The organism is Stenotrophomonas sp. JC08, from assembly GCF_052180205.1.
In the GTDB taxonomy this organism is placed as follows: Bacteria; Pseudomonadota; Gammaproteobacteria; order Xanthomonadales; family Xanthomonadaceae; genus Stenotrophomonas.
Genome location: NZ_CP197473.1, coordinates 161,527 through 177,230, shown reverse-complemented (window position 1 = coordinate 177,230; position 15,704 = coordinate 161,527). Strand labels below are relative to the sequence as shown.

The 15,704-nt window shown below is 67.0% G+C and carries 17 protein-coding genes; 6 read left to right on the top strand and 11 right to left on the bottom strand.

Annotation, left to right across the window (positions count from 1 at the left end; all coding sequences use genetic code 11):
* The gene (hemB, locus tag ACSBPQ_RS00710) at window positions 1–990 is read right to left on the bottom strand and encodes a porphobilinogen synthase (RefSeq protein WP_442683180.1); all 990 of its coding nucleotides are present in this window, start codon (window positions 988–990) and stop codon (window positions 1–3) included.
* A gap of 187 nt (window positions 991–1,177) precedes the next feature.
* Window positions 1,178–1,420: a hypothetical protein gene (locus ACSBPQ_RS00705; RefSeq protein ID WP_442684613.1), complete on the bottom strand. Its 243-nt coding sequence runs from the start codon at window positions 1,418–1,420 to the stop codon at window positions 1,178–1,180.
* Window positions 1,421–1,567: 147 nt separating this feature from the next.
* Here ACSBPQ_RS00705 and ACSBPQ_RS00700 point away from each other — a divergent pair, with 147 nt between their 5' ends.
* Window positions 1,568–1,996 carry a hypothetical protein gene (locus tag ACSBPQ_RS00700; protein ID WP_442683179.1) on the top strand — a complete coding sequence of 143 codons (429 nt, stop codon included), beginning with the start codon at window positions 1,568–1,570 and terminating at the stop codon, window positions 1,994–1,996.
* Window positions 1,997–2,083: 87 nt separating this feature from the next.
* On the opposite strand, the gene ACSBPQ_RS00695 is transcribed toward ACSBPQ_RS00700, so the two are convergent.
* From ACSBPQ_RS00695 to ACSBPQ_RS00685, 3 genes are all read right to left on the bottom strand, one after another.
* Window positions 2,084–4,309: a DPP IV N-terminal domain-containing protein gene (locus ACSBPQ_RS00695; RefSeq protein WP_442683178.1), complete on the bottom strand. Its 2,226-nt coding sequence runs from the start codon at window positions 4,307–4,309 to the stop codon at window positions 2,084–2,086.
* Window positions 4,310–4,407: 98 nt separating this feature from the next.
* Entirely contained in the window at window positions 4,408–4,626 is a 219-nt protein-coding gene (locus tag ACSBPQ_RS00690; protein WP_442683177.1) for a hypothetical protein, read from the bottom strand.
* A 124-nt stretch (window positions 4,627–4,750) separates the two neighbouring features.
* Window positions 4,751–5,440, bottom strand: a complete 690-nt coding sequence (locus ACSBPQ_RS00685; protein ID WP_442683176.1) for a glutathione binding-like protein — start codon at window positions 5,438–5,440, stop codon at window positions 4,751–4,753.
* A gap of 109 nt (window positions 5,441–5,549) precedes the next feature.
* Here ACSBPQ_RS00685 and ACSBPQ_RS00680 point away from each other — a divergent pair, with 109 nt between their 5' ends.
* Together ACSBPQ_RS00680 and ACSBPQ_RS00675 are read left to right on the top strand one after the other, a co-directional pair.
* On the top strand, window positions 5,550–6,104 hold the full coding sequence (locus ACSBPQ_RS00680) for a TIGR00645 family protein (protein WP_442683175.1): 555 nt from the start codon (window positions 5,550–5,552) through the stop codon (window positions 6,102–6,104).
* 190 nt (window positions 6,105–6,294) lie between these two features.
* Complete coding sequence (locus ACSBPQ_RS00675; RefSeq protein ID WP_442683174.1) at window positions 6,295–7,299, top strand: energy transducer TonB; 1,005 nt, start codon at window positions 6,295–6,297, stop codon at window positions 7,297–7,299.
* A gap of 98 nt (window positions 7,300–7,397) precedes the next feature.
* Here ACSBPQ_RS00675 and ACSBPQ_RS00670 read toward each other — a convergent pair whose 3' ends face one another.
* The 6 genes from ACSBPQ_RS00670 to ACSBPQ_RS00645 all read right to left on the bottom strand — a co-directional run bounded on the left by ACSBPQ_RS00670 (window position 7,398) and on the right by ACSBPQ_RS00645 (window position 12,795).
* Window positions 7,398–8,606 carry an ABC transporter permease gene (locus ACSBPQ_RS00670; protein WP_442683173.1) on the bottom strand — a complete coding sequence of 403 codons (1,209 nt, stop codon included), beginning with the start codon at window positions 8,604–8,606 and terminating at the stop codon, window positions 7,398–7,400.
* Complete coding sequence (locus ACSBPQ_RS00665; RefSeq protein WP_442683172.1) at window positions 8,603–9,358, bottom strand: ABC transporter ATP-binding protein; 756 nt, start codon at window positions 9,356–9,358, stop codon at window positions 8,603–8,605. Before ACSBPQ_RS00665 ends, ACSBPQ_RS00670 begins: the two co-directional genes overlap by 4 nt.
* Window positions 9,359–9,382: 24 nt before the next feature.
* A complete protein-coding gene (locus ACSBPQ_RS00660; RefSeq protein ID WP_442683171.1) occupies window positions 9,383–10,915 on the bottom strand; it encodes an alpha/beta fold hydrolase in 1,533 nt (510 codons plus the stop codon).
* A 69-nt stretch (window positions 10,916–10,984) separates the two neighbouring features.
* A complete protein-coding gene (locus tag ACSBPQ_RS00655; RefSeq protein WP_442683170.1) occupies window positions 10,985–11,182 on the bottom strand; it encodes a helix-turn-helix transcriptional regulator in 198 nt (65 codons plus the stop codon).
* Window positions 11,183–11,192: 10 nt separating this feature from the next.
* Window positions 11,193–11,768 carry a hypothetical protein gene (locus tag ACSBPQ_RS00650; protein WP_442683169.1) on the bottom strand — a complete coding sequence of 192 codons (576 nt, stop codon included), beginning with the start codon at window positions 11,766–11,768 and terminating at the stop codon, window positions 11,193–11,195.
* 277 nt (window positions 11,769–12,045) lie between these two features.
* Window positions 12,046–12,795, bottom strand: coding sequence for a ferredoxin--NADP reductase (locus tag ACSBPQ_RS00645; RefSeq protein ID WP_442683168.1), 750 nt, complete (start codon window positions 12,793–12,795; stop codon window positions 12,046–12,048).
* A 99-nt stretch (window positions 12,796–12,894) separates the two neighbouring features.
* On the opposite strand from ACSBPQ_RS00645, the gene ACSBPQ_RS00640 reads away from it, so the two are divergent.
* The 3 genes from ACSBPQ_RS00640 (at window position 12,895) to panE (ending at window position 15,676) form a co-directional block, all read left to right on the top strand.
* Complete coding sequence (locus tag ACSBPQ_RS00640; RefSeq protein WP_442683167.1) at window positions 12,895–13,848, top strand: ABC transporter ATP-binding protein; 954 nt, start codon at window positions 12,895–12,897, stop codon at window positions 13,846–13,848.
* Window positions 13,845–14,639, top strand: coding sequence for an ABC transporter permease (locus ACSBPQ_RS00635; protein ID WP_442683166.1), 795 nt, complete (start codon window positions 13,845–13,847; stop codon window positions 14,637–14,639). Before ACSBPQ_RS00640 ends, ACSBPQ_RS00635 begins: the two co-directional genes overlap by 4 nt.
* Before the next feature lie 98 nt (window positions 14,640–14,737).
* Entirely contained in the window at window positions 14,738–15,676 is a 939-nt protein-coding gene (gene panE, locus ACSBPQ_RS00630) for a 2-dehydropantoate 2-reductase (protein ID WP_442683165.1), read from the top strand.
* Window positions 15,677–15,704 lie beyond the last annotated feature (28 nt).

Sequence of the window (15,704 nt, the reverse complement as noted above, 5' to 3'; positions counted from 1 at the left end):
TCAGCCTTCGTTCAACCAGCGCGCGATCTGCGGGGCGTAGTAGGTCAGCACGCCATCGGCGCCGGCGCGCTTGAAGCCGATCATCGTCTCCATCACGCACGCGCGCTCGTCCAGCCAGCCGTTGGCGGCGGCCGCCTTGAGCATCGCGTACTCGCCGCTGACGTGATAGGCGAAGGTCGGCACGCCGAACTCCTGCTTCACCCGGCGCACGATGTCCAGATACGGCATGCCCGGCTTGACCATCACCATGTCCGCGCCTTCCTCCAGGTCCAGCGCGATCTCGCGCATGGCCTCGTTGCTGTTGGCCGGATCCATCTGGTAGGTCTTCTTGTCGGCCTTGCCAAGGTTGCCGGAGCTGCCCACCGCATCGCGGAACGGGCCGTAGAAGGCCGAGGCGTACTTGGCCGAATAGGCCATCAGACGCACGTTGATGTGGCTGCCGGCATCGAGCGCGGTACGGATCGCGCCGATGCGGCCGTCCATCATGTCCGAGGGCGAGATGATGTCCACACCCGCCTCGGCGTGCGACAGCGACTGCTTGACCAGCGCCGCCACGGTGATGTCGTTGAGCACGTAACCGGCCTCATCGATGATGCCGTCCTGGCCGTGGGTGGTGTACGGGTCCAGCGCCACGTCGGTCATCACCCCCAGCTCGGGGAAGCGCGACTTCAGCGCGCGCACGGCGCGCTGCGCCAGACCGTCCGGATTCCACGCCTCGGCCGCGTCCAGCGACTTGCGCGAGGCGTCGACCACCGGGAACAGGTCGATCACCGGCACGCCCAGCTCCAGCGCCTGCTCGGCCTCGCGCAACAGCTCGTCGATGGACATGCGCTCCACGCCCGGCATCGAGCCGACCGGCGCACGGCCGTCCAGCGCATGCACGAACACCGGCCAGATCAGGTCATCGGTGGTCAGCGTGTGTTCGCGCATCAGCCGGCGCGAGAACTCGTCGTGGCGCATGCGGCGCGGACGGTAATGGGGATGTCCCATGGCGGTACTCCTGGATTCGGAAAACGGTGGCCGGACGGTGCCCGGCACGGACGGTCGCAGCGGGGCACGCTGTCGCGCACCCGCTGCACGGCAGCCCTCCGTCACCGGGACGGAGGGCCATCGACCGCCGGAGTCCGCCATTTTACGCCGTCGACCGGCACCAGGCCGGGATGCGTGCGGGCCGGGTTCAGATGATGCCGCCGCCGATGGACAGGCGGATCACCCCGACCACGATGACCAGCGCGTTGAGCAGCAGGCCGGTCTTGGCGCGGCCACGCTTGCTGGCGTGGGTGAACAACAGGCCGATGGTGGCGATGATCGCGCCCACCGCGGCGAACGGAATCAGGAACCAGTTGCCCCAGCCCAGCAACGGGATGAACGCCAGTACCATCCACAGCAGTGCCACGACACCCCAGACCAGACTGATCAATCCCACGGTTCCACTCCTGATTCGTATAGTCAGCACGATAGCCCGGAAACCGGGTCTTGCAAGTTTCCTGCGGCCGCCAGCCATTCGCAGCCGATTCACCCGGCTGCGCGGATCATCCACTGTCAACGATCACCGGAGGGTGAAACCATGAAGCTCCCGCTTACCTTGATCCTGGGCCTGGGCTTCGCCCTGGCCGCCAGTGGCTGCGCCAGCACCTCCAAGGTGATGCTGGGCCAGGCGCGTGCGCCGGTGGACCCGGCCAGTGTACAGATCTATTCCACCCCGCCGGCCGGTGCGGTGGAGATCGCCCAGCTGGAATCCTCCAGCGCGGTCGGTTTCGGCACCCAGGGCCAGACCGATGCCGCCATCGCCCGGCTCAAGCGTGAGGCCGCCGCGCTCGGCGCCAATGGCGTGATCCTGATGGGCGTGGGGGCCGGCAGATCGCCGGTGGGCATGTCGGTCGGTGCCGGCAGTTATGGACGCCATTCCGGCGGCGGCCTGAGCGTGGGCATTCCCACCCAGCAGAAGCGCGCGGCCGGCGTGGCGATCTGGGTGCCGCCGGGCGCGGAGCAGTAACCGCTCCGCCAGCGCGACAGTCGCTGCAGACAGCAAAGGCGCCTTGTGGCGCCTTTGCTGTTACCGGCTTTCCGTGCGGATGCCCGTTCAGGGCTTGAGGCAGCGGCCGAGGAAGTCCTCGGCGATGCGGTAGCGGTGCAGCGCGTTGGCGCCGGACAGGCCGTGCTTGGCCCCCGGGTAGGTCATCAGCTCGAACGGCTGGCCCCGCTGCTGCAGCGCGCTCATCAGGCTGGTCGAGTTGGTGAACAGCACGTTGTCGTCGGCCATGCCGTGGATCAGCAGCAGCGGCGAGGTCAGCCCGTCGACATGGGTGAGCACGCGGCCTTCGGTGTAACCGGCCGGGTTGGCGGACGGCAGGTTCATGTAGCGCTCGGTGTAATGGGTGTCGTACAGGCCCCAGTCCGTGACCGGCGCGCCGGCCACACCGCAGGCGTACTGGTTGGAGGCCTTGGCCAGCAGCATCAGGGTCATGTAGCCGCCGTTGGACCAGCCCTGCACGCCGATGCGGCTGCCATCCACCCACGGCTGCGCCTTCAGCCATTCCACGCCCTTGAGCTGGTCGGCCACTTCCACCGTGCCCTGCACGCCGTACAGCGCACCGCCGAAATCACGGCCGCGACGCGGGGTACCGCGGTTGTCCAGCGAGAACACCACATAGCCGCGCTGTGCCAGGAACTGGTTGAACAGGTGATCGCCACGGCCCGGCCAGCTGTCGGTCACGGTCTGCGTGGCCGGGCCGCCGTACACAAAGACGGCGACCGGGTACTTGTTCGCCGGGTCGAAGCCTTCCGGCTTGATCAAGCTGTAATGCAGCGGCGTCTTGCCGTCGGCGGCGGTCAGCGTGCCGTACTCGACCGGGCGCTGCGCCTGCAGGTACTTCGCGTACGGGTGCTTCGGATCGGCCAGGTTGTTGTCCAGCAACGTGGCGATCTTTTCGCCATTGGCGCGGTACAGCTCGATCTGCGGCGGCGTCGTGCTGTTGGACCAGCTGTCCACGTAGACGCTGGCGTTGTTGGCGAACGCGGCGCTGTGCATGCCGGCGGCCTGCGACAATTTCTTCGGCGCGCCACCGGCCAACGGCACCGCGTAGAGCTCGCTGCGCAGCGGCGATTCCATGCCGGCGCGGAAGTAGGCGATGCCGGCGTCCTCGTCCACCGCCAGCAGTTCGTCCACCGGCCAGTTGCCCGAGGTCAGCGCGGTCAGCTGGCTGCCGTCGGCGCTGGCCAGGTACAGGTGCTGGAAGCCGCTGCGTTCGGAGGACCACACAAAGCGGCCGTCCTTGAGGAAGCGCAGGCTGTTGTGCAGCGGCACCCAGGTCTTGCCGGTCTCGGTGATGAGCGTGCGCTGCTTGCCATCGGCCAGGTTGGCCTCGATCAGCTCCAGTTTCTTCTGGTCGCGGCTCTGCCGCTGGAAGGTCAGGTGCTGCGGATCGCGCCAGTTGACGCGGGCCAGGTAGATGTCCTGTTCCTTGCCCAGGTCGACCCAGGTTGCGGCGGCGCCCTCGCGCGGCGCGACCACGCCCAGTTTGACCTGCACGTTGGCATCGCCGGCCGCCGGGTAACGCTGCTCGATCATCTCCACGCGATCGGCGTACATCTCGTAGCGCTTCTGCACCGGCACCGGCGATTCGTCGATGCGGGCAAACGCGATCGCCGAGTCATCCGGCGCCCACCAGTAACCGGTGTGGCGATCCATTTCCTCGTCGGCGACGAATTCGGCCACGCCGTTGCCGATGGTGGCGCTGCCGTCGCGGGTCAGCTGCAGCTGCGTGCCGCTGGCCAGGTCGATCACCCACAGGTTGCGCGCGCGCACGAAGCTGACGAAGCCGCCCTTGGGCGAGAGCTTGGCGTCGGTGCTGAAGCCTTCACCGTGGGTGAGCTGGCGCACCGCCTCGCGGCCCTGCTTGCCCAGGTCGTACAGGTACAGTTCGCCGCCCAGCGGGAACAGCAGCGTTTTTGCATCCGGTGACCACTGGTAATCGACGATGCCGGTCAGCGCGGCGATACGCTGGCGCTCGCGGCGCGCCTTCTCCTCGTCGCTGAGGGTCTCGGTGCCGGGCAGCACCACTTTGGAGTCCACCAGCAGCCGGGTCTGGCCGCTGGCGATGTCGTATTCCCACAGGTCCAGCTGGTTGCGGTCGCTGTCCTTGCCACGCAGGAAGGTCACCCGCGAACCATCGGGGGCGACCTTGGGCTTCATCAGCGTCGGCCCGGACAGCGGCGCGCTGCCGGTGATGGCCTCCAGGGTGAGTTTTTCAGCGTGGACGGCGGGCGTGGCGAGCATCATGGCAAGGGCAAGGAACAGAGGGCGCATGGAATTCCTGTCGGCGACAGAATGGATCGCGCCATCCTAGCCGAGCCCGTGCGACCGCGCCCCTGCCATCGGTTGTCCCCCGGCAACCGGGTACCCGCTCAGCGCTTGTCGCGTTCGTCCTCGCGCATCTTGCGGCGGATGAAATACGCCGTGAACACCGGAATGCCCAGAATGATCAGCGCCCCGGAAATCGTCAGCCAGCCCACCGGCTCCATCAACATGTCACGCAAGATCGGATGCATCGTTTCCTCCCCGTATCCGTATCGACTGTGCCCAGCGTAGGTGCTGCCATCACCGCCGGCATTGCGCAGGATCAATCGCCGCAACTCCCCGCCACCGCGACGATGCTATCGCCCACGGCACGGCCTGCGACCGGAAATACGAGGGCGGCAGACAGGTCGCCAGAGCGGCAGCCTGCCGGTGATGACCCGGCGATGCCGCTCAGCGCTGCCCGAACAGCTGCCGGCGCGCCTCCTCGTCCAGCGGTTTGCCCGCATCCGGATTGACCGTCGGGCCGAGGGCGTAGGCGCGCTGCGTGGCCGGGCGGGCGGCAATGGCCTGGTGCCAGCGCTGCAGGTAGGGGAAGGCGTCGAAATCGACCGGCAGCCTGTCATAGGCGCCGATCCACGGATAACTGGCCATGTCGGCGATGCTGTACTCCTCGCCGGCCAGATAGGGGGACTGCGCCAGGCGCTTGTCCATCACCCGGTGCAGGCGCCGCACTTCGCTGTCATAGCGCTCGATCGCATAGGGAATCCGTTCGGGTGCGTAGACATTGAAGTGGCCCATCTGCCCGCTCATCGGCCCCAGCCCGCCCATCTGCCAGAACAGCCATTCCAGCGTGGCGGCACGGCCGCGCAGGTCGGCCGGCAGGAAGCGACCGGTCTTCTCGGCCAAATACAGCAGGATCGCGCCGGATTCGAACACGCTGACCGGCGCGCCACCATCGGCCGGGGCATGGTCGACGATCGCCGGCATCTTGTTGTTGGGCGAAATGGCCAAGAACTCGGGCAGGAACTGGTCACCCTTGCCGATATCGAGCGGGTGGATGCGGTATTCCAGCCCCGCCTCCTCGAGGAACAGGGTGATCTTGTGGCCGTTGGGGGTGGGCCAGTAGTACAGGTCGATCATGGTGAAAGCTCCACCGGACGGGTCTTGGAGTGTAGCCACGCCCGGTGCTTGGCAGGGTCAAGGCGGCCCGGTAATCTGCGCGCCTTCTTGCAACGCAGCATTCCTTTCCATGCCCCCCAAGCCCTCCCTGACCCCGCTTTCCTCGCTGATTTTCGCCTCGCGCTGGCTGCAGCTGCCGCTCTACCTGGGGCTGATCGTGGCGCAGGGCGTCTACGTTTTCCTGTTCGGCAAGGAGCTGTGGCACCTGATCCACTCGGCCACGGAGCTGACCGAGCAGATGATCATGCTGGCGGTACTGGGCCTGATCGATGTGGTGATGATCTCCAACCTGCTGGTGATGGTGATCGTGGGTGGCTATGAAACCTTCGTTTCACGCCTGCGCCTGCACAACCACCCCGACCAGCCGGAGTGGCTGAGCCACGTCAATGCCTCGGTACTGAAGGTCAAGCTGGCGCTGTCGATCATCGGCATCTCCTCGATCCACCTGCTCAAGACCTTCATCGAGATCGGCAGCCTGGGCGCGGACGGCAGCAAGTACACCGAGGCCGGCGTGCTGTGGCAGACGCTTATCCATTGCGTGTTCATCCTGTCGGCCATCGGCATCGCCTGGACCGACAGGCTGATGGACCACGGCGCGCACAAGAGCTCCGCCGCCAAGCACTAGCCAAGGCCGAGACGCCCGTCGTATCGTGACGCGCGTCCCTTTTCAGGGTCACTGGTATGCACGGCGCGCGCAGTTCCCCGTGGCGATGCTAGATTCGCGCATTGCTGCGGACTGCCGGCGTCGGGAAACGCCGCGAACCCAAACGGTCCGTGCATCCACTTTCGCGTTCGTCGATTCAAGGGGAAATCCGATGTCGTACATCACGATTCATGGCAAAGCACGCCTGATCGCACCTGCCCTGCTGCTGGCCTCGCTGGCGGCCTGCTCGGGCAAGGAGGAGCCAGCAGCCTCCGCCGCGGCACCCGCCGATACCGCCACCGCCGCGCCCGCACCCACGCCGGAACCTGCGGTGTCGGCCAAGGTGCAGTCGATGGATGTCGAGCAACTGCGCGATCTGGCCAGCGCGGCCCTGCGCGACAACCGCATGTACGCCCCTGCCGGCGACAACGCGATGGAGTACTACCTGGCGCTGCGCGACAAGCTGCCCGACGATGCCGCGGTCAAGAGCGCGCTGACCGACCTGCAGCCCTACACGCTGATCGCCGCCGAGCAGAGCGTGACCCGCGAGAACTTCAGCGAAGCCCAGCGCCTGATCGCCCTGATCGAGAAGGTGGACGCCTCCGCACCGGCCTTGCCGCGTCTGAAGAGCGACATCGAGAACGGCCTGAAGCTGGTCGTGCGCCGCACCCAGGACGAAACCGACAAGGCCCGGCGGGATGCGGAAAACCGCGCCAAGCAGCTGGTTGAACAGCAGCGCATGGCGCAGCAGCAGGCCACCGAGGCCGCCGCCGCGCAGCAGCTGGCCGCACGCGTGGAAGCCGCCCGCCAGGAGGCCGCGCGCGAGGAAAGCGCGCGCCTGGAGGCCGAGCGCCAGGCCGCGGCACGCCGCGAGGCCGAACAGCGCGCCGCTGCGGCCGCTGCACCCAAGCCGGCCGCCGCGCCGGTGCTGCGTGCGGTCAGCACGCCGGCACCGCGCTACCCGGCCGATGCGCTGCGCTCGGGCACGTCCGGCGAAGTGTTGCTGGAAATCTCGGTCGGCACCGACGGTTCGGTCACCGATGCGCGCGTGCTGCGCTCCAACCCGCCGCGCACCTTCGACCGCGAGGCACTGAACGCGGTCAAACGCTGGAAGTTCGAGCCGATCAGCACCCCGACCACCACCCGCCGCACGCTGGCCTTCCAGCCCAACCAGTAAGCCGGCGGCAACGTCACTGCCAACAAAAAGGCCCGGATCACTCCGGGCCTTTTTGTTGGTGGCAGGCGCCGGACACCCCGGCGCTGGAGGCCTCCCGGTCAGCCGGAGATGGCCAGCTTTTCCTGTTTGTAGCGCCATACCGCCAGCGCCCACAGCAGCGCCGCCAGCGCCAGCGAGCTGGCCAGATACACGCCCCACTGCCCGGCCGAGGCGATCTCGCCGCGGGTGATCTTCTGGATCATCTGGTTCTGCGACAGGAACGGTACCGCGTACTGCCACAGCGCCGTGTCCTTCAGCGGATAGGCCATCAGCCCGTAGGCCGGCAGCATCGGCAGCATCATCAGCCACATGATGTGGCTCTGCGCCTCCTTCATGCTCTTGGCGCCGGCAGCCAGCGCGGTGATCAGCGCGGTGCCGATCAGCACCAGCGGCAGCAGGGTCAACAGCAGCTTGCCCATCGCCAGGAAGCTGACATCCATCTGCTTGGCCATGCCACTGGCCAACGTGGCCGAGAGCTTGAACGAGACCAGGATCAGCAGCATCGAGGCCATGCCCAGCATCGCCGCGGCCAGCATCTTGCCGCCCACCAGCGCGGTGCGCGGCACCGGCGTTGCCAGCAGCGGCTCCAGCGACTGCCGCTCGCGCTCTCCGGCGGTGGTGTCCATCGCCAGGTGGGCGCCGCCGATGAAGGCGAAGATGGTCAGGATCATCGGCAGCAATACCGCCATGAACTGGCTGTTCCTGGCTTCGGCGGTGGCCATGTCGCGGGTGCCCACATGCAGCGGCGTGACGATGCCGGGATTGATGCCGCGCACCAGCAGCCGCATCGCGCCGACCCCGGCACCGTAGCTTTCCAGCACCTTGTTGACCCGCGCCACCATCACATCGGTATTGCGCCGGGTGGTGTCGGTGATGATGTCGACCTTGGCCGGCCGTCCGGCGTACCAGTCCGCGGCGAAGTCGGCGTCGATCGCCAGCGCGATGTCTTCCTGCTGGGCGCGGATCCGCGCCTCGATGTCGGCCGGCGCCGGCCGTGCGTCGATGCCGTAGCTGGCGAGGTATTTGACCAGGTTGGGCGCGTGTTCCATGCCGACCACCGGCACGTCGAGGTTCTTTTCCAGCTGGGTTTCGGCGCGCATCTCGCTGAGCTTGCCGATGCCCAGGAAGATCACCGGATACAGCAGCGGCGCCACCAGCAGGCTGAGGAAGAAGGTGCGGCGGTCGCGGAAGAAATCGCGCCACTCCTTGCGCATGACGATGAACATGGTGGCCAGCAGGCCGCCGCGTTTGCGGGTGTTGGCATTCATGCGTGCAGGCCCTCCTCGCTGCCGATCAGTTTGACGAAGGCGTCTTCCAGATTGGCCTCGCCAGTGACCGCGCGCAGTTCATCCGGCGTGCCCTGCGCCACCACACGGCCCTGCGCGACGATGACGATGCGGTCACACAGCGCCGCCACCTCCTGCATGATGTGGCTGGAGAAGATCACGCAGCGGCCTTCGGCGCGCAGTTCCTTGAGGAAGCTCCGCAGGCCACGGGTGGTCATCACGTCCAGGCCGTTGGTGGGCTCATCGAGGATCACGTTCTTCGGGTCGTGCACCAGTGCGCGGGCGATCGCGGTCTTGGTGCGCTGGCCCTGGCTGAAGCCTTCGGTCGAACGGTCGAGGAAATCCTCCATCTGCAGCGCCGCCGCCAGTTTCGCGGTGCGCTGGGCGATCTCCTGCGCGCTCATGCCATGCAGCTGGCCGAAGTATTCGATGTTCTCGCGCGCGGTCAGGCGCTTGTAGACGCCACGCGCATCCGGCAGCACGCCGAGGCTGCGGCGCACGCGCTCCGGGTCCAGCGCGACATCGACGTCATCCACCAGCACGCGCCCGGTTTCCGGCGACATCAGCGTGTAGAGCATGCGCAGCGTGGTGGTCTTGCCGGCGCCATTGGGGCCGAGCAGGCCGGTGATCTGGCCATCGTGGGCGATGAAGCCGACGTCGTCCACCGCGATTACCGGCGCCTTGTCCTTGCCCCGTCCGGGGAAAGTCTTGCGGAGATGTTCTGCAACGATCATTGCAAGGTTCCTGTTGGAATGTGCTTACGGCTCGGCGCCGTTGAAGCTGGTGAACGGGGCGACGTAGTCGAGCTTTTCCAGGCAGCTGCCATCCAGTGCCGCGGCATCGTTCTTCTCGATGAACTGGGCGAACAGCTTGGGCATGCAGCCGGCACCGATCACGTTGTGACCCTGCCCGCGCAGCACGAACAGGCGGCCGTTCGGCAGACTCTTGACCACTTCCTCGCCATAGCGCGGCGGCGTGACCGGGTCGAATTCGCCTTCCAGCACCAGCGCCGGCACATCGCTGGACAATGCGCTGTGGAAATCGTCCGGCACCTGTCCCTTCGGCCACACCTTGCACATCGCCGCCATGCCCTCGGGCATCTGGTTGCCGAGCACGGTGCCGGCATCCTCGGCGCGCACCACCATGCTGTCGGCATCCTCGCTGCACACCACCGACATCTGCATGCCCATCGCCATCGCGTCCTGCATCTGCCCGGTCATCATCTGCACCAGCGCCATCAGGTTTTCATAGCGGCCGGCATTGGCCTCGTGGATCAGCTTGGGCAGCAGCGAACTGGCCAATGGCATGTAGGCATACATGCGCACCAGCCCGGCCACCGATTCGGCGCGCAGCGTGTCCTGCTTCAGCTCGCCGCTGCTGGCGTCGCGGTACTGCACCGCCACCGGCTGCGCGCGCAGCCTGGCCAGCAGCGTGTCGAGTTCGGCACGCGGATCGCCCAGCTTGTCCTTGCACACCGGGTCCTTGGTGCACAGGGCGAACTGCAGCGCCAGCGCATCATCGAGGTTGCGCGCGAAGATGTTGCCCAGCTCCAGGGTGTTGGGCACCACCGAATCCAGCACGAGACTGCGGGTGCTGGCCGGGTAGCGCATGGCGTACTGCTGCGCGACGCGGGTGCCGTAGCTGACGCCAACCAGGTTGATCTGCGCCGCGCCGATGGCCTGGCGCACCGCGTCCAGATCGGCGATGGCATCGGTGGTGGTGTAGTGGCGCAGGTCGGCCTTCTTCGACAGTGCCTCCACGCAGCGCGCGGCCTGTGCCTGCAGTGCCGCCGGCGAGAGGTCCGCCGCGCTGTCGTCAGCACTCTCGCAGGACAGCAGATTGGATTTACCGGTGCCGCGCTGGTCGACCAGGATCACGCTGCGCTGCTTGCGCACCTCGCGGAACACGGGGTCCAGCGGCGGGTAGGTGGCCACCGCCGCCTGCCCCGGTCCACCGGCCAGGAAAAACACCGGATCAGCCAGCTGCTCGCCGCCACCGCGAGGCTGCAGCCAGGCGATGTTGAGCGCGATCGTGCGCCCGTCCGGATTCGCCCGGTCCTCCGGCACCTCGTAGGTCGCACACTGCGCCTCTAGGCTGCTGCGGCTCATCGGCGAGCTGAGGCTGCATGGGGTGAAGGCGAGACTGCCCAGTTTCAGCGGTTCGACCGTCGCCGGTGCGGCGGTGTTGCCGGCGGCATCGGTGGCGGCCTCGGGTTTGGGCTGCAGGACGCGATAGCCGAGCACGCCGGCGATCACGGCCACAGCCAGGATGGTGCGGGTCTTGCGGGACATCATCGGAACGGCCCCTTATGGTTGATGGAACGGATTCGGTGCTGCCGGTACAGGACGCCGCCAGCAGCCTCATGTGACATCGGGAAGGAAGATCTCCTCGATCCGCGCGTCAAACAGCCGCGCGATGCGGAACGCCAACGGCAGGCTGGGATCGTACTTGCCGGTTTCCAGCGCATTGACCGTCTGCCGGGACACTTCAAGCCGCTCGGCCAGCTCGCCTTGCGACCAGCCACGGCTATCGCGCAGTTCGCGCAGACGGTTGTTCATCGCCCGCGCCTCACCGGTAGCGCCGTGCGACCACGATCTTGGCCAGACCGTAGCCCAGGCACACCAGCGGAAATACCCAGATCATCGCCGCGCCGGCCGGCACATCCAGCACCCGTGCGGTCTGCAGCAGACCACCGCTGAGGTAGAGCAACGACACAAAGGCGGTGGCGAAGCTGACCGCCTGCAACTCGATCCGCTGCTGCAGTTCATCGGCATCGCGAATGTAGCGGATCATCGCGCGCAGCATCAGCGCGATCGGCGGCACCGGCAGCAGCGCGATCACTGCCCGCAAGCCGGTGGTGTCGACGTATTTGAGCAACCAGATCGAAGTGAACAGCAGCACCGCGTAGCCGCCCATGGCGACCATCATTTCGCGGCTATAGCGTTTGCGCAGCTGCGGCGGTGCGCTGTCGCAGGCATGCGGGAGCTGCCAGCACAGCACTGCGGCGAACAGCAGGCCGATCGTCACGCCGGCGAAAATACCGGCGATCATCGGTCCGGGCGATTGCCGCACGAGCTGAAAGAGTACGCCACTGATCAGTGCTGCCCCGGCGGCAGCGACCAGCAGCCAGCGTGTGGCGGTCATGGCCGTCAATGCATTCCCCGGCGGCGCAGCAAGCGGGTCGACCGGCCGGTGGTGACCACGGCGAGCCCGACCGTGGTCGGCAGCAAGGCGCTGCAGCCGGCAAGGGCGTACTGAACAACGGTGCGGGACTGCCTGTGGGACTGCATATCAACCACCCTGTAAAGGACGCTTGACATACAATAGGCGTGACTGCGCCCGACTGTCAAGCAACCTTTACAGATGCAATGGCGCAACTGCTGTCAGGGCTGGAGCCGGCATACCGGCCCACTCACGCAGCTTATTTGCTGCTGACGTATTTCTCGCGACGGATCTGCGCATTGCCCAGGCCGGCACTCTTCAGCGATTCGACACAGGCATCGACCATGTCCGGGTTGCCGCACAGGTAGGCGATATCACGCGACGGATCGGGACCGATCTCGCCCAGCTGCTGCTGCACATAGCCGCTGCGCACCTCCGCAGACGGCGCCGCCGGCAGTTCCCGCGACAGGCATGGCAGGTAGCGGAAACCGGGATTGGCCGCGGCGAAGGCGTAGAAGTCCTCGCTGTACAGCAGCTCGCCCGCGGTCCGCGCGCCCTGCAGCAGCACCACCTCCACGCCGCGCTCGGCGATGGCCCGGCGCAGCAGCGGCAGCATCGAGCGGTACGGGGTGACGCCGGTGCCGGTGGCGATCAGCAGGTAGCGGGCGTTGTGGTCGCCGGGCTGCAGGCAGAAGCGACCGTACGGGCCACTGGCGCTGATATGCCCGCCGGTCTCCAGCCCCTCGAACAGCGCGGTGGCCGCGCCGCCGGGGACGAAGCTGACCGCGATCTCCACCGCCTCGCCCGGCGCCTGCACATGCTCGTGGATGGTGGCCAGCGAATAGCTGCGCTTGGCCGGGGTGCCGTCGGCATAGGCGAAATGGACCTGGATGAACTGGCCAGGCTGGAAATCCAGCGGCTGCCCGTCATCACGGACGAACTGGTAATGACCGACCGTCGGCGCGAGCATGCGCCGGCCGACCAGCTTGAGGGGGAATTGGACAGACACGAAGAGGGAACAGTGTGTAGCCGGGCTGGCGCCGCGGGGCCTTCTATAATACCGGCTTGCTCTTATCCGGCGCCCTCTCCCCGGCGCGAAGGCCGAAGCTTGGACACCCGAACCTCCCCCGTGGCGCCCGCGTTGCGCATCGACAATCTCCGCAAGACCTACGACAACGGCGTGCAGGCGCTCAAGGGCGTCTCGCTGGAAGTGGCGCCCGGGGACTTCTTCGCCCTGCTCGGTCCCAACGGCGCCGGCAAGTCGACCCTGATCGGCATCGTCTCCTCGCTGGTGAATCTGAGCGAAGGCCAGGTGCAGGTGTTCGGCACCGATCTGGTGAGCGAGCGCAGCGCGACCATGCGCCTGCTCGGACTGGTACCGCAGGAAATCAACTTCAACCTGTTCGAAAAGCCGTTCGACATCCTGGTCAACTACGCCGGCTTCTACGGCATCCCGCGTGCCGAGGCCGAAGTGCGCGCCGAGGAAGAGCTCAAGCGCGCGCACCTGTGGGAGAAGGCGCAGATGATGAGCCGCACCCTGTCCGGCGGCATGAAGCGGCGGTTGATGATCGCCCGCGCGATGATGACCCGCCCGCGCCTGCTGATCCTGGACGAGCCCACCGCTGGCGTGGACATCGAGATCCGCCGCGACATGTGGAAGACGCTGCAGGCGATCAACGCCGCCGGCACCACCATCATCCTGACCACCCACTACCTGGAAGAAGCCGAGCAGCTGTGCCGCAACCTGGCCATCATCAACCATGGCCGCATCGTCGAGCAGGGGCCGATGCGCAGCCTGCTGGCCAAGCTCGACGTGGAGGGTTTCATCTTCGACATCGACGGTGAACTGCCGGCGCAGCTGCCGCCGATCGAAGGTGCCACGCTGGTGGCCGCCAATGCGCATACGCTGGAACTGGACATGCCGCGCGCGATGGACCTGAACCGCGTGTTCGAAGCCTTGGCCGGCGCCGGCATCCGCGTGCGCTCGATGCGCACCAAGAGCAACCGCCTGGAAGAGCTGTTCGTGCGCCTGACCGGCAACCTGGAGAACACCGCAGCATGAGCACGCCCGTCCCCGTGACCAACAGCAGCCGCAACTGGGTGGCGCTGGGCACCATCGTCCGCCGCGAGATCAACCGCATCCTGCGCATCTGGGGCCAGACCCTGGTGCCGCCGGCGATCACCATGACCCTGTACTTCCTGATCTTCGGCGGCCTGATCGGCTCGCGGATCGGGCCGATGGGCGGCTACAGCTACATGCAGTTCATCGTGCCGGGCCTGGTGATGATGAGCATCATCCAGAACAGCTACGGCAACATCTCCTCCTCGTTCTTCGGCGCCAAGTTCGGCCGCCATATCGAGGAGCTGCTGGTCAGCCCGATGCCGAACTGGGTGATCCTCGGCGGCTACGTCGCCGGCGCGGTACTGCGCGGGCTGATGGTCGGCGTGATCGTGCTGCTGATCGCGATGTTCTTCACCCCGGTGCGCATCCCGCATCCGCTGGTGACACTGAGCACGGTGCTGCTCGGGGCGATCATCTTCTCGCTGGCCGGCTTCATCAACGCGGTCTACGCCAAGAAGTTCGATGACGTGGCGATCGTGCCGACCTTCATCCTGACCCCGCTGACCTATCTGGGCGGCGTGTTCTACTCGATCACCCTGCTGCCGGGCTGGGCGCAGACGCTGACCCACGCCAACCCGATCTTCTACATGGTCAACGCCTTCCGCTACGGCCTGCTGGGCAGCAGCGACGTGCCGCTGTGGGTGTCCTACGCGCTGATGCTGGGTTTCGTCACCGTGCTCACCACGCTGTCGCTGTGGCTGCTCAAGCGCGGCGTTGGCCTGCGCAGCTGAGAACGAAGGCGCCGCAAGGCGCCTTCTTTTTGCGCGCCGCCGACCCGCGCAGGCGTCTATTATCGGGCTGCCCCTTTCGTTGATGGACTTCCGATCTGATGCGCATCCTGATCCTCGGCGCCGGTGGTACCGGTGGTTACTTCGGCGGACGGCTGGCCCAGGCCGGCATCGATGTCACCTTCCTGGTGCGTGCCAACCGCGCCGCGCAGCTGCAGCGCGATGGGCTGGTGATCCGCAGCCCGCTGGGCGATGCGGCGTTGCCGGTCGCGCACGTCACGGCCGACGCGTTGCCGGCGCTGGCGCGGGAGCGGCCGTTCGACCTGGTCATCCTCAGCTGCAAGGCCTACGACCTGGACAGCTCGATCGACGCGATCGCGCCGGCAGTGGGCACCCGCACCACGGTGCTGCCGATCCTCAACGGCCTGCGCCACTACACCGTGCTGGACGCCCGCTTCGGCCGTGAGCGGGTGCTGGGCGGGCTGTGCTTCATCAGCGCGACCAAGGCCGATGCCGGCGCGGTGCTGCATCTGGACAAACCGGCGAAGCTGACCTTCGGCGAACGCGACGGCGGCGTCATCAGCCCGCGCGTGGCCGCGTTGGCCAAGGCCTGCGAGCAGGCCGGCATCGACCATGCCGCCTCGACCGGTATCGCCCAGGAACAGTGGATCAAGTACAGCTTCCTGACGGCGCTGGCGGCCGGTACCTGCCTGATGCGTGCCGATGTGGGCCACATCGTTGCCAGCGATCACGGCAACGCGTTCATGCAGGCGCTGTATGCCGAATGCCTGGCCGTGGCCGCGCAGGCCGGCCAGCCGATCCCGGCCAAGGCGCAGGACATCGCACTCGCAGCGCTGACCAAGGCGGGTTCGACGATCAAGGCCTCGATGCTGCGTGATCTGGAAGCCGGGCAACGCGTGGAAGCGGCGCATATCGTCGGCGACATGCTCGAACGCGCGCGCCGGGCCGGCCATGCCGCACCGTTGCTGCAGGCGGCGTACTGCCACCTGCAGGCCTACGAGGCGCAGCGCGCGGGCTAATCGAGCGGAGTCAACCTGCCGCGCACGT

What these genes read in the sequence shown, in the direction of transcription:
- hemB (WP_442683180.1), bottom strand. Translation starts at nt 990, where the DNA reads ATGGGACATCCCCATTACCGTCCGCGCCGCATGCGCCACGACGAGTTC.
- ACSBPQ_RS00670 (WP_442683173.1), bottom strand. Translation starts at nt 8,606, where the DNA reads ATGAATGCCAACACCCGCAAACGCGGCGGCCTGCTGGCCACCATGTTC.
- panE (WP_442683165.1), top strand. Translation starts at nt 14,738, where the DNA reads ATGCGCATCCTGATCCTCGGCGCCGGTGGTACCGGTGGTTACTTCGGC.
- ACSBPQ_RS00650 (WP_442683169.1), bottom strand. Translation starts at nt 11,768, where the DNA reads ATGACCGCCACACGCTGGCTGCTGGTCGCTGCCGCCGGGGCAGCACTG.
- ACSBPQ_RS00700 (WP_442683179.1), top strand. Translation starts at nt 1,568, where the DNA reads ATGAAGCTCCCGCTTACCTTGATCCTGGGCCTGGGCTTCGCCCTGGCC.
- ACSBPQ_RS00665 (WP_442683172.1), bottom strand. Translation starts at nt 9,358, where the DNA reads ATGATCGTTGCAGAACATCTCCGCAAGACTTTCCCCGGACGGGGCAAG.
- ACSBPQ_RS00635 (WP_442683166.1), top strand. Translation starts at nt 13,845, where the DNA reads ATGAGCACGCCCGTCCCCGTGACCAACAGCAGCCGCAACTGGGTGGCG.
- ACSBPQ_RS00675 (WP_442683174.1), top strand. Translation starts at nt 6,295, where the DNA reads ATGTCGTACATCACGATTCATGGCAAAGCACGCCTGATCGCACCTGCC.
- ACSBPQ_RS00680 (WP_442683175.1), top strand. Translation starts at nt 5,550, where the DNA reads ATGCCCCCCAAGCCCTCCCTGACCCCGCTTTCCTCGCTGATTTTCGCC.
- ACSBPQ_RS00660 (WP_442683171.1), bottom strand. Translation starts at nt 10,915, where the DNA reads ATGTCCCGCAAGACCCGCACCATCCTGGCTGTGGCCGTGATCGCCGGC.
- ACSBPQ_RS00685 (WP_442683176.1), bottom strand. Translation starts at nt 5,440, where the DNA reads ATGATCGACCTGTACTACTGGCCCACCCCCAACGGCCACAAGATCACC.
- ACSBPQ_RS00655 (WP_442683170.1), bottom strand. Translation starts at nt 11,182, where the DNA reads ATGAACAACCGTCTGCGCGAACTGCGCGATAGCCGTGGCTGGTCGCAA.
- ACSBPQ_RS00695 (WP_442683178.1), bottom strand. Translation starts at nt 4,309, where the DNA reads ATGCGCCCTCTGTTCCTTGCCCTTGCCATGATGCTCGCCACGCCCGCC.